Below are 12,137 nucleotides of genomic sequence, written 5' to 3' on the forward strand. Positions count from 1 at the left end.
CTCTCAGGAACAAATGTTTTTCAATTTGGCTAATTTATCTCCCGTTGGGCAATGAGTAAAGTGGCCAGCATTCATCACCTGAACGTTCCACTGGAGCCTGTCAATGTTCAACCGTCCCCATATTCTGCCCGCCATCGCAATGGCGGCGTTGTTCCCTTTCTCGAGTATTGTCAACGCGGCGAACCACCCGCCTCTGGAGCGCTGGCGAAGCTACGCCGGTGTGAGCTGGGATACCGCTCAAGACGGAAAGATACCTGCGACGTTTTCCGGTTCGGTCAATGCCCCTATTGCAGGTATCCACTTTGATGCAATGGACCGGGCCTTTGTCAGCACGCCCCGGCTGGTTTCCGCCGCAGCACCCGCCACGTTAAGCACTCTGGATACGACGGCGCAGTCTGGCCCTGCCCGCCTGACGGCGTTTCCCTCCCGCGAGGGGAATGCGGTGAACACCGATCCGGCTCAGAGCCTGCGCAACGTGCTCGGTTTTTATATTGACCGTAAAAACGGCTGGCTATGGGCGCTGGACATGGGGTTTGTTTCAGGCGAAACAGAGTCCCCCGTGGGGGCGCAGAAACTGGTCGTACTGGATCTCCACTCTGGCCGCACCATCAAACGTATCGCCCTGGACAGCGTAGCGGACCGCAAGGCCAGCTTTCTTAATGATGTGGTGGTCGATGAGAACCGCCGTGTCGCCTATATCTCCGACAGCGGCTCGCGGAGCGCGCCTGAAAAACAGGTGGGACTAATTATCGTCGATTTCGCTACCGGTACGGCCCGGCGCGTGCTCGATCGTCACCCTGCGCTGCAGATTGAGCCAGGCGTTAACGTCGTCTCGCACGGGACTGAAGTCTGGCCTGGTAAACCATTACTGATTGGTATCAATGGCATTGCGCTTTCACCCGATGCGGGCACGCTGTACTGGACAGTGACAACCGGCACGCACGCCTATGCGGTACCGACCGCGATATTGAGGCAGCCTGCGTCAACCAATGCGCAAATTGCCGGGCAGATCCGCGATCTGGGTCGCGTGGGGGGCAACACCGATGGAATGGTGACAGATGTAAAAGGTAACCTCTACATTACCGATGTCACACGCAATGGTATCGTCAGATACGATCCTGAAACCCATTCCATGTCGCTGATTGCGGCAAGCGAAGAGGTGCGCTGGCCAGACACGCCGGCAATCCGTCCGAACGGAGACCTGGTGTTTACCTCGAGTCGCCTCAATGACCACTTCGCGGGAACCGTTAAACCGGGAGAAGAACGCTATGATTTGTGGCGCTTGCGTCTCGATGCTTTACAAAAATAAGGGCAAGTAAACCAGGAGACCTGCATATATGGGCTCATAATTTCACACGTTCTTATTTCCTTAAAGGCTGAACGTGATGTCTTCCCCCTGCTCAGAAGAAGTGGTTAACATTGCGCTCCTGGAAATTCCGTGAGGCGCGTTTTACTTCGCGCTTCACCGAAGTAACGCACGTTTGCACAACGTAGACTGGGTCTCCTTTAATCAGAGGATGATAAAATGAAAACCCAGCAGGTCGATTTTGCTTCTTTATATTTTGGTACACCGGTCGCCATTATCTCCAGCCAAAATCCTGTCGGTTCAACCAACCTGAGCCCGATCTCCTCGTGGTGGATCCTTGACCGGAATATCGTGTTCGGGCTTGGCACCTCTGGAAAATGTTATGAAAATATCACGGGTAACCCCGATATTGTTCTGAACATACCGGACAGCAGGCTCTGGCATAATATTGAAGCTATCGCAAATAAAACGGGAAAAGCATCGCCACCGGAATGGAAGAAAAAAAGGGGATATGTTTTTGAACAGGACAAATTTAGCTGCGGGAATTTCCATAAGGAAAAAGCGGTGACGATTAACTCGTGGAGAATTAAAGAGTGTCCTGTACAAATAGAGGCTCAGGTTTGCGGGATATCGCCCCTGACCGGTTCGCAGGGGAACCTGGTGTCCGTTGATGCCACGATAACCTGCGTCCACATATCTGAGGCATTATTAATTCATACTCAGAGAGGAGTAAAATTTAATGTGGAGAAATGGAACCCCCTCTATTATCTATTTCGCCACTATTTCTCGCTGGGTCACCGACTCGGTCACAACTTCCGACACGATGAGTAACCCGGTCTTTTTGACAGCGGAAAGGTTTAAACTTTTCGTGATATTCTTTCTTTACGCCCCTTAGTTCCTATACTCGAGCCATATTCGCCACTGTATTAACACCTGTCACGCACAATACGTTGCGCATGACAGGTGAAGATATTTTGTTCTGGAAAAACGTCTATGTCGAAACTGGATTTGAGGTCCAAAAAAACCTGGGGCGCGCTGGCAGCGATCGCCGTTGTCGCCGGTACGCTGACATCTGCTTTTGCATGGACGGCGGGCTGGCTTGGGTCACGCACGGTCAGCAAGGCACTGGTGGGTGAAACACCGAAACCCTTCCCACCGGGTTTTCGCCGCGCGCATGGAAAAGGCATCTGCTTTGCCGGCACCTTTACGCCAAACGGCTCGGCGGATTCCCTTTCAACCTCCCGCCTCTTCTCGCAGCAGGAAGTGCCCGTAGTGGGCCGATTCTCTATTGGTACTGGCGATCCCCATGCCCCGGATAGTACGACCAAAACCCTGAGCATGGCGCTACTGCTGAAGACAGATGACAAGCAACAATGGCGGATGGCGATGAACAACGAGCCTTTCTTCGCCACGCACAGCCCGGAAGGTTTTCTGGCCTTGCGAAAAGCCACGGCCGTTGATGCGTCCACCGGGAAACCGGATCCGCAGCGTCTCAAAGACTTTTTAAAAGCGTACCCGGAGGCGGAGAAATACCTTAAATGGGCGGCACAAAAACCCGCCCCCGGCAGCTTCGCGGGCGCGACGTTTTACAGCATTAACGCCTTTTACCTTGTGAACGCGCAGGGGGAACGTCAAGCCGTTCGCTGGATGATGCGTCCGCACGAGCCTTTCCTGTCGATAAGCGATGAACAACGACAAAAAGCCGATGACAACTTCCTGTTCGAAAACCTGCGTCAGCGCCTGGCGCAGAAGCCACTCTACTGGGATTACGTTTTGCAGCTCGCACAGCCGGGCGATCCGGTGGATGACCCTTCCCAGCCATGGCCGGACGATCGCAAAAAAGTGGTAGCCGGCACGCTGGAAGTAACGCGGGTCGAAGCACAATCCACAGGCGCGTGCCGCGACGTTAACTTTGACCCTTCTGTCGTTCCTGCAGGCGTTGCGGTGTCTGACGATCCCATCTTAAACGCCCGTTCCGCTGCCTACTCCCACTCTTTCAGCCGCCGTGAGCGGGAAATCGGCTACGGCAAGGCCACCGAAGCCGTGCAAAAGCAGGAGGTAAAATGAGCCCAAATAAAGATAGGCGAGAGCACGCGCCGCAGCATTTCAATACCCTGGCGCGTAGCCTGCACTGGCTGATGGCGGTGATGATCCTGGCCATGCTGTTCATCGGTGCCGCGATGATGACGTCGTTACATCACCGGATTTGGTTAATCGATCTGCACCGGCCGCTGGGTATCGCCATTTTACTGCTGGCACTGGTTCGTCTGGTCAACCGACTTCTGAGCCGGACGCCCCCACTTCCTGCCGATTTGCCCGTCTGGCAGGTGTTTGCCGCAAAGGCATCACACTGGATGCTGTATGGGTTAATGCTGGTAATGCCGCTGCTGGGCTGGTCGCAGCTGTCGGCAGCGGGCCTGCCGATTGTGATGTTTGATGGCGTCAACCTGCCGGCGATTGTCCCGACCAGTCCAGTACTGTATGCATGGTATCACGACGCACATAGCCTTCTGGCAAAATTGCTTTTTGCCGTGGTGCTGGTCCATCTCTCTGCCGCACTGGTTCACGCGTGGATCTACCGGGATGCAGTGTTTGCCAGCATAGCGAAAGGGGCAAGTCGGCGTAAGCCATCCGGGAGGACCTGAAGTAAGGCAAGTGGTAGGGGACACGCACAGTCAGAATGTTCGTGTCCTCGCTTGTCATCATCCTGAAACAACGGACACAACCGGAGCACGTATTTGGTCTCCAGATTCGCGCGTCAAAACGCCACGAACACCCCATAATTGTCGTGGAAGATAATATCCCTCAATTAAAGCGATTATTTTTTAATCAACAGAGCATTTATGCCCGCAATTTTAGCTTTTATCAAAAAGTTAAGTGTCGCTTGAGTATCAAACACTCTGTCACCCACACCACCTAACTGATTGATTTCATTGATATCACATCAATAAAAACGATAAAACCCCTGACTTCCCAACAAAATATATCAACTCGTGTGATATCTAAATTATAATTCTTATACTTCTGTTAAAAGGTGGAGGTAAAAATGCGATTAACCCTACTGCTGTTATGCTGTCTGGTACAGAGTGTAACCTGGGCTGGCGACCTGCCAAAACCAGTTGGTAAACCCATTTTAACGATTTCCGGTAATATAGAAAATACCAATGAAAATGGAAAAGCAGTGTTTGATCTCGCCAGCCTTGAAAAACTGGGTGTCGTGAGTTTCGAGACAACCTCCCCCTGGTATAACGGTCGTACGAAGTTTGAGGGTGTCCCAATGAGCAAGCTCATGGATTATGTGGGTGCAAAAGGTACGAACGTGAATGTTATTGCGCTCAATGATTACTCAACCATCATCCCTCTCAGCGACTTTAAAAAATACAACGCCATCCTTGCCTTAAAGGTCAATGGCGAATATATGCGCATCCGCGATAAAGGCCCATCGTTCATTGTATACCCCTATGACAGTCTTCCTGAGTTGAATAATCAGATTTATTACTCACGATCAGCATGGCAGGTAAGCAAAATGAAGATTGAGTAGTCGTTCAGGAGAACATAATGAACAGGATACTGGTTGGTATCATTTTTTCTCTTTTTATCACGACAGGATATATTGCATACCTTGTTTATGATCGTCAGCAAGAATTGCAAAAACTGACTCAATACACTGAGTCCTGGTCCGTGGCACAACTGGTATCAGAGTATTACCGTTTTGAATCATGGCTTGGTCTATACGCAACCGATACCGATGACGTTACGATAGACCAGGTCCGCATGCGTCTCGAAATTATGCTCAGTCAGGGCGATTTAATGAAGGGGGGCGATTTAGGTCGCTACATTGACAGCGATAAAACGCATCAGGAACTCGCTTTACGCTTAGAAAACATACTGGCCTATCTGGATAGCCATCTTGAAAATATGAGCCACCCGGCGTTAAAAGCATACCTGACAAATATGCATGAACTCGATGCACCGCTAAGCCAGCTTTCTGCCACGGCATTAACAAAAGATATTAACACAGTTAACGAATCCAATAAGAAAATACAGATACTGTATTATATCTACTCGGCACTTTCATTGCTCCTGGTGATTTTAAGCTTTATTCTCGGCTTCTTAATGATCTACCAGAATAAAAATATTCTGAAAGCACACATGCAGGTTAAGAGCCTGGCTGACGAGCTTCAAATATCAAAAGAAAAGCTGCAAATTCAGAACTCGAAGCTGGAGTATGATGTTTATCATGACTCCCTCACCGGCATGAAAAACCGCCTTTTCTTCTGGGACGATCTCAACAAAATTAATCTTCAGGCAGATAAAAACCACGTCCCCGTCACGGTGATGTTATTTGATTTAGACCGTTTCAAAGAGGTCAACGATACCTATGGCCATGATACGGGAGATTTGCTGCTGAATCAGGTCTCCCGACGGCTGACCTCAATGAGCAGCGCAACGGATACGTTTTACCGTTTGGGCGGCGATGAATTCGCCCTTCTCTCCAGCGGACTCACGGAAACCGCCGCCGTTTCGCGCGCCAAAGAAATCAGCGATCATATCAGCCAGCCCTATACGATTAATAACCAGCTGATAAAAATTGCCACCTGCGTGGGCATCGTTTTATCAGATAATGAACGGCGCTCTGATTATCTTTACAAATTTGCCGATCTGGCGCTCTACGAGGCAAAAAAAGAAGGTTCGCAGCAGATCAAGGTCTTCCGGCAGTGGATGCTGCAAAGACTGCAGGAAAGCAGAACCCTTGAACATGATATGGCTCTGGCGATCGATCACAATGAATTCGTTGTGTATTACCAGCCTATTGTCGATTCATTCAGCAATGAAATTTACGGCTATGAAGCGCTTATTCGCTGGATACACCCGGTGAAAGGGATACTCGCGCCAGATTATTTTATTTCCGTCGCTGAAAAAACGGGGATGATCAATGAGATCGGCAAGTCGGTGCTTGAGATGGCCTGCCGGGAAGCGGTGTCCTGGGCGGTGCCGGCCAGGATCTCGGTGAACGTCTCCCCCGTTCAGCTAGGCACGAAATCGTTTACCACGATGGTGCAGTCCATCCTGAAAGAGACAGGGCTACCGGCTAGCCGACTTGAGCTAGAGGTAACAGAGTCTTCGCTCTTCAGTGACAGCAACATGCCGATCACTATTCTCAAAAAGCTCCGGGCACTGGGTGTCAAAATTTCTATCGATGATTTCGGAACGGGATATTCCTCGCTCTCGCGACTGAGTGAACTTAATTTTGATAAAATTAAGATAGATAAATCCTTTGTGAATCCGATATCTACGCAGGATGATGCCCTTAATATCGTTAAGTTAATTACCGGCATGGCGAAAAGCCTCAACATGCGGGTCATTGCAGAGGGTGTTGAAACCGAAGCGCAGCTTGAACGGCTTCAGGCGCTTGGCTGCGATCTCGTGCAGGGATACCTGTTCGGAAAGCCACAGGCTGAGATTGACAGGAAGATTAGATACGGTTGAAATGGTTGTCCGGTTGTTTCTGGCCCAAAATCACGTAGACGGTTGATAATCAAAGGTTAAACAATGAAAAAAACAGCCCCGGAGTATACGCCTGTTGATTTATCTCGTTGGCCAAGGAAGGAGCATTTTGAAGTCTTCCAGTCATTTGCTGAATGCACAATTAACCAAACCGTTCTGATCGACATTACCGCGCTGCGAAAACATATCAAAGCGGTGGGCTGGAAGTTTTACCCGACGATCATTTTTCTCCTGTCTAACATCATGAACCGGTATCCTGAGTTCCGCATGGCCATGAAGGACAATGAGCTTGTCATATGGAATGAAGTTCATCCCAGCTACACCATTTTCCACCCTGAAACGGAGACGTTTTCGTCACTGTGGAGCCACTATGACGGCAATATTCATCACTTCCAGAACACGTATGCAGAAGATACGGCCCGCTATGGAAATAGCCTTTCTTACTGGCCTAAGGAAGAGTCACGGGAAAATGTCTTTTTCGTGTCGTCTATTCCGTGGGTAACGTTTACGAACTTTACGATGAACATTGCTCACATGAAGAACTTCTTTTCGCCTATGTTCACGTTTGGAAAATACTACGAGCAGGATGGAAAAGTGCTGCTGCCTATGGCGGTGCAGGTGCATCATTCGGTGTGCGATGGCTTCCATGTGGCAAGGATGTTTAATGAGTTGCAGGAGATGTGTGATGGTTTGTCGGAGCTGTAGGAAGAATGGAATGGCTAATCCACTAAAATATTTTGATAGGTAGCTGGCAGCAAGGGATACTGTTATAACGGCGGTCCGAAATGCATGTGTTACCCTATGTTCTCAGTTTTATTACGATTCGAGGGAAGGAATTGGATATCTATACAGGTGGTAATCGCTTTTCTGGCTATTTCCTGACAATGGCCTCATTAGAAGTGAATCAACTAATGAATACAGCGCTCGCTGTATCGGGATTTCATATTAAAGATGCTCTGACACGCATGCGTTTTCAGGACAATGTGCGTGATTTTGGAAAATATCAACTGGAAGCCATCAGGAATGGCGCGACGGAACAGGAATGTCAGCTGTGTATCCAGAATATTCGCGAGGAAAATAATAATCTGAAGATTCAGGACAGAATGCTTAGAACAGGTGAGTCTGTTCTCACGGCATCAGTCAGGATCTATGAAGAGAATGGTAAATACTTTGGTTATGCCATCGATTTCATAGGTGTAGTCATTTCCGGTTTGCAGGTTGCAGGCGGCATTGGAGTTATTGCCTCATCCGTTCCGGTCGGAAATATGCTTGGGATCATAGCTGGCGCAACGCTGGTACTTAATGGCGTATCTTCAGCAGCAGAGAGTGTCCAGAAGTTGGCGGGAAAGGTGTCACCCATCAATTTTATGCGTGATGGCTTTGAAGGTTCGGCAGAATTTCTGGGCTTTGACCGCAAAGTAGGTTTACTTGCTTATCAGATGGTAGATCTAAGTACGTCATATTATGGCATGTTCAAACTCACTCTGAAGCCCGATGCCTGGCGTCTGTACCGTTATCTCGCCCCGGACTTCATGAGACAGGTAAACACCATGAGCCGGACGGCCCTGGCGATTAAGGGCGCCGGAGCAACGTTGAAAGGCGCCAAAATTGGGCACACTCTTTACCAGTTGCAGAGTAACGAAAAAACTCAGTGAGCCCGCTACCGGCCTTTCATAATCTTATGCGCTTTCCATGAAAGGCCTAGCGGTATGAGATACCAGACTGCAATAACGCCAAAAGCTGCAATAGGTAGGTAATATACCAGCATAGAGGGGGTATAAAAGACGGGAAGGAAAATCAGCGGTGCCAGGATAAGCATCAGACAAATCACTCCACCATAAAAACGCTTACTTAGATCATCCACTAAAGTTGAAAGCGTTTCGCCAGCATTTTCTTTCCTGCTTAATACTTCTTTCAGACGAGATAATTGCTTACGCGAAAAACCATTATCTAGTAGATCTTTTTCCGTCAGTTCACTGGCCACTTGCTCGCCTATCTTCATGATTGGTATGTTCATGCAAGGATACCTTTAAGATGATCTTTTTTAAACACTAACCTTACTAACGAACTCCTTGAGATAGCAGGCAGGTGAAAATAAACCAGCATTATCTGTAAGTTTATAGGCTTTCGTTCTGGATTTCACTTCATCTCTCTGGTGTACATTAAGCTTCAATGTGGGCATCACTCTCGACCTTACACTGAATGTCCCAACTTATGCCCCATACAAAATAGCCCACCAGACGAAAACACTGACAAAAGGCTTTTCCTCCGGCTGCCAATCCCGGATTATCAACCTCTACCAAAAAATTGAGGCCTGGATGGAAGCCAGACGGGCCAAAGAAACAGCCATTGAGAACCTCAGGGCTCTGCGCCAGCATCAGACCTAAACTGAACAGGTCAGTAAAGATAATCGGGAGTAGGTCAGGGAATTGCTAGACCAGACCGGCGGCATCGTAACGCCGGAGATGAAATCTCTTCGGGCTGAGTATCTGAAACAACAGGAAACAGCTACAGAAGTAGCCGGACTGATTACTGAAAAAGAAGAGCTGCTGCCGGTACTGGTTGACGCGACCGCGCATAAGGCAAACATCTATGTGAACTGCCATCATGACATCACTCAGGAGCGTATCAATGAGCTTTTACGAGTCTTTTTTATTTACCACAGTGCCGAATTGAGCAGCCTGCTCAGGATGAAGTACAGACAATTTGAGCGGAATAGCTTAGCGCATAAACCGGGCATTATTGAAGGGTCAAATGATGCAGATACGCTGTTTCGTGAATTTATCCTGCATCTAATGCTGAAGTCGATGAATGAAATATTGCCGTTGAGATTCCGTGACGACGTGATGAGTCTGACCGGTTCAGCACCGGTATCAGGATCACATGACGATCGAAAAAAAGAAAGCTGTTCTGACCTGAACAGAAAAGCTCACTTAAACCCGGCCAGTGCCGGGTTTATGATGTCTGTAGCATGAATGCATGTCTATACTGCATGAAATCTCATGGCTTTATGCACTTGCATCTTTACTTCCTAGGCCAGATAAGGTGCGGTTAAGAGCCTATCATGCAACTGCATGAAAACCACTCCATAAAGCGGGCAGGCGTGGCGGGGCTACGAGCGCGCGCTGTGGGGTTAAATAGTGCCGAACGTACAAATTTCAAGAAGCAGGCTGGGTCAAGACAGGGGGAAATCACGCCTCTTTGATGCTCTGTTGAAACGCAAGGCATAAGGGAGAAGAGTAGCAGGTCAGAGTAGAACAACGCGGTAGAAAGCATTAAAGACTTGATGCTGTTTAGTGGGTGAATAATTTTGAAAAATTCATCGCTCAAGAGTGTAATTTACCTCTGTCAACGCGCTGAACGTGCCTTGGGTAGTCGGTCAAAATACGACTTAAATCCCATTGTTTTTCCACGTTAAAGCATGCATCCAAAAGGAGCATCGTTTTGCACGCACTTTCTTGTTCCTGTACTAACTACCAGGGCCAGTTCCAGTGGGTTGTAAGTCCACCTTTGCACAAGCATTAGAAGCGCCTTCTAAAACGAGCGGGTGTGGCAGGGAGAGCATTGCGCGCTGAAGCTGAGAATATAGTTTCATGTTATTTTCATATGATAATCTGGCTTTATTAGTGAGCAAAGATATTTAGAGAGGAATTCACTTTGGATTAATAATCAAGTAAAAAAACCAATCCTTTTGTTCTTTATGTTATTTTTTTAAAAGACCGCCACAATGAACCGTAGCGGTCTATTATGACATCTAACGTTGCATTTCAGTTTCTATGAAGTTTTCCTCTGTAATAGAATTCATAATTTCAAAATACAATTCCTCCGCTTGAATAAATGCTAACTCTTTGCAGAGATTGACAATGGAGTCACTATATATAATACCCATTCGAGGATTGAAAAGCTCAAAACTGGTGATACCTCTTTTATTTTTTGAATAAAAATTCAAAGTAAAATATATTAGTATCTGCCTTAAATCGTATACACTAAATTTCCTATCTCCAGATTTAATTTCAACAAGAATATTTGAATAACAAATATCACCATATGAATTATTTATTACACCACATCCATCGAAATTTGGAGATACTTCAACTTGATTTATCTCACCATACCGAGAAAATATACTTTTAGCCATTTCCCTGATAGTATTGTATTCGATCATGCTTAAAGGAAGTTTGAAGTTAGAACCGTAACTGAACCTCTTTAAATACTCTTTCGTCTGCTCAAAAATAGTTTGAAAATCTGCGCTATGAAATAAGCCTGGCACTGAAAGTATATTTCTATCAATTGAGCCATTTTGTATGGCTTTGTACAAGTTAAATGCACATTCATTGACAAAGACGTTATTTGCTCTGTTGGCACTTTCATCCAGGGGAGGATAGACATCCTCAATGAGACTACCGTTAATGATACGTATAAAGTTATTAGCATTTGGAAGTAATTGATTCCAAAATGAAGTAAATTTTCTAGAGAATGTTAATTCGGAGATCATAGTGCGTCCTCAAGATTTCTTGCAGTTTGTCTTTGACCTGCCCAATCCTTATAGATATTCTCTATGAAATTGAATGATTTTTTATTATGCTCTCTCCAGTGTTTGCCTTCATCTCCTAAAAAATAGCTGGAGACAATTAATAACCTTCTCTGTAACGGATGCATTCCTGCAAAGTTCTTTTTGATATCTGAAAGCCACGCATAAGAATTAATTTTTGCCATTGACTGCGTAACGATGTTTTTAACTAAGATGCTTTCTGGGTTTTTATTATAAATTTCACAAAGGATTAGAGTGGATTCTTCAGTATTTTCTTTAGAAAGCATCCGAGCTACATATGCTAAATTAAGCTCAGTGCTTAAGATATATGAATTTTCTTGAATTAGTGTATTTATTTTTTCAAGAATAATGCCTTTAGTTTCTAAGCTTAATCTTTGCCAGTTAGAATTTGCCACCTGAATTATAGTTGTAAAAATCGGATAAAGCTCGTGCAGATTATTGAACATCACTTTGAAAGCACTACTTATTATTTCATCAGACGTTGCAGAGAATGCCTTTATCAAATGCTTGCTAAAAGATTGATTTATTTTTGATTTTTGCAATTCACTACTCAGCATAGCTAGCAAGTCGAAATCTTTCAAAGACTCCTTAATTTCCTCATATTCTTCGATTGCGTTTGCTGAATAAGGGTCAAATCTAATAGGCAAGCTCATAAATTTGGCCTTCATAGGAGACTCTTCATCTTCATCATTGCCATGCAATTTAGCTTTAGTCACTGAAAGGAACTCTTCTTTAGTAACAATATTGGTTTTATGTTTCTGTAAAGTTAGG

11 protein-coding genes and 1 pseudogene are annotated in these 12,137 nt (G+C 46.5%); 9 read left to right on the top strand and 3 right to left on the bottom strand.

The annotated features are described in order from the left end of the window. Positions 1 to 103: 103 nt before the first annotated feature. The 8 genes from N6P30_RS21715 to N6P30_RS21750 all read left to right on the top strand — a co-directional run bounded on the left by N6P30_RS21715 (position 104) and on the right by N6P30_RS21750 (position 8,469). Positions 104 to 1,309, top strand: coding sequence for an L-dopachrome tautomerase-related protein (locus tag N6P30_RS21715; protein WP_023293193.1), 1,206 nt, complete (start codon positions 104 to 106; stop codon positions 1,307 to 1,309). A gap of 216 nt (positions 1,310 to 1,525) precedes the next feature. Further along, on the top strand, positions 1,526 to 2,137 hold the full coding sequence (locus tag N6P30_RS21720; protein WP_023293194.1) for a flavin reductase family protein: 612 nt from the start codon (positions 1,526 to 1,528) through the stop codon (positions 2,135 to 2,137). Between the two features lie 162 nt (positions 2,138 to 2,299). Further along, positions 2,300 to 3,373 carry a catalase family peroxidase gene (locus N6P30_RS21725; protein WP_023293195.1) on the top strand — a complete coding sequence of 358 codons (1,074 nt, stop codon included), beginning with the start codon at positions 2,300 to 2,302 and terminating at the stop codon, positions 3,371 to 3,373. Next, on the top strand, positions 3,370 to 3,951 hold the full coding sequence (locus tag N6P30_RS21730) for a cytochrome b (RefSeq protein ID WP_023293196.1): 582 nt from the start codon (positions 3,370 to 3,372) through the stop codon (positions 3,949 to 3,951). The genes N6P30_RS21725 and N6P30_RS21730 overlap by 4 nt, the downstream gene beginning before the upstream one ends. Before the next feature lie 401 nt (positions 3,952 to 4,352). Next, positions 4,353 to 4,847: a molybdopterin-dependent oxidoreductase gene (locus N6P30_RS21735; protein WP_008503255.1), complete on the top strand. Its 495-nt coding sequence runs from the start codon at positions 4,353 to 4,355 to the stop codon at positions 4,845 to 4,847. A 17-nt stretch (positions 4,848 to 4,864) separates the two neighbouring features. After that, a complete protein-coding gene (locus tag N6P30_RS21740) occupies positions 4,865 to 6,796 on the top strand; it encodes a putative bifunctional diguanylate cyclase/phosphodiesterase (protein WP_023293197.1) in 1,932 nt (643 codons plus the stop codon). Positions 6,797 to 6,859: 63 nt separating this feature from the next. Continuing rightward, positions 6,860 to 7,519, top strand: coding sequence for a type A chloramphenicol O-acetyltransferase (gene catA / locus N6P30_RS21745; RefSeq protein ID WP_023293198.1), 660 nt, complete (start codon positions 6,860 to 6,862; stop codon positions 7,517 to 7,519). A gap of 131 nt (positions 7,520 to 7,650) precedes the next feature. Next, entirely contained in the window at positions 7,651 to 8,469 is an 819-nt protein-coding gene (locus tag N6P30_RS21750) for a DUF4225 domain-containing protein (RefSeq protein ID WP_032676873.1), read from the top strand. 5 nt (positions 8,470 to 8,474) lie between these two features. Here the strand turns inward: N6P30_RS21750 and N6P30_RS21755 are convergent, their stop codons facing one another. Continuing rightward, positions 8,475 to 8,831: a hypothetical protein gene (locus tag N6P30_RS21755; protein WP_023293200.1), complete on the bottom strand. Its 357-nt coding sequence runs from the start codon at positions 8,829 to 8,831 to the stop codon at positions 8,475 to 8,477. 412 nt (positions 8,832 to 9,243) lie between these two features. Here N6P30_RS21755 and N6P30_RS21760 point away from each other — a divergent pair, with 412 nt between their 5' ends. Beyond that, positions 9,244 to 9,789, top strand: coding sequence for a hypothetical protein (locus tag N6P30_RS21760; RefSeq protein WP_023293201.1), 546 nt, complete (start codon positions 9,244 to 9,246; stop codon positions 9,787 to 9,789). A 779-nt stretch (positions 9,790 to 10,568) separates the two neighbouring features. On the opposite strand, the gene N6P30_RS21765 is transcribed toward N6P30_RS21760, so the two are convergent. Together N6P30_RS21765 and N6P30_RS21770 are read right to left on the bottom strand one after the other, a co-directional pair. Next, the gene (locus tag N6P30_RS21765) at positions 10,569 to 11,309 is read right to left on the bottom strand and encodes a hypothetical protein (RefSeq protein WP_023293202.1); all 741 of its coding nucleotides are present in this window, start codon (positions 11,307 to 11,309) and stop codon (positions 10,569 to 10,571) included. Then, positions 11,306 to 12,137 (bottom strand): annotated as a pseudogene (locus tag N6P30_RS21770) (RNA-dependent DNA polymerase); the annotation flags it as partial. The gene N6P30_RS21765 and the pseudogene N6P30_RS21770, both read right to left, overlap by 4 nt.

This window comes from Enterobacter sp. PL1 (assembly GCF_945957325.1).
Lineage (GTDB): Bacteria > Pseudomonadota > Gammaproteobacteria > Enterobacterales > Enterobacteriaceae > Enterobacter > Enterobacter roggenkampii.

What these genes read in the sequence shown, in the direction of transcription:
- N6P30_RS21715 (WP_023293193.1), top strand. Translation starts at nt 104, where the DNA reads ATGTTCAACCGTCCCCATATTCTGCCCGCCATCGCAATGGCGGCGTTG.
- N6P30_RS21720 (WP_023293194.1), top strand. Translation starts at nt 1,526, where the DNA reads ATGAAAACCCAGCAGGTCGATTTTGCTTCTTTATATTTTGGTACACCG.
- N6P30_RS21725 (WP_023293195.1), top strand. Translation starts at nt 2,300, where the DNA reads ATGTCGAAACTGGATTTGAGGTCCAAAAAAACCTGGGGCGCGCTGGCA.
- N6P30_RS21730 (WP_023293196.1), top strand. Translation starts at nt 3,370, where the DNA reads ATGAGCCCAAATAAAGATAGGCGAGAGCACGCGCCGCAGCATTTCAAT.
- N6P30_RS21735 (WP_008503255.1), top strand. Translation starts at nt 4,353, where the DNA reads ATGCGATTAACCCTACTGCTGTTATGCTGTCTGGTACAGAGTGTAACC.
- N6P30_RS21740 (WP_023293197.1), top strand. Translation starts at nt 4,865, where the DNA reads ATGAACAGGATACTGGTTGGTATCATTTTTTCTCTTTTTATCACGACA.
- catA (WP_023293198.1), top strand. Translation starts at nt 6,860, where the DNA reads ATGAAAAAAACAGCCCCGGAGTATACGCCTGTTGATTTATCTCGTTGG.
- N6P30_RS21755 (WP_023293200.1), bottom strand. Translation starts at nt 8,831, where the DNA reads ATGAACATACCAATCATGAAGATAGGCGAGCAAGTGGCCAGTGAACTG.
- N6P30_RS21765 (WP_023293202.1), bottom strand. Translation starts at nt 11,309, where the DNA reads ATGATCTCCGAATTAACATTCTCTAGAAAATTTACTTCATTTTGGAAT.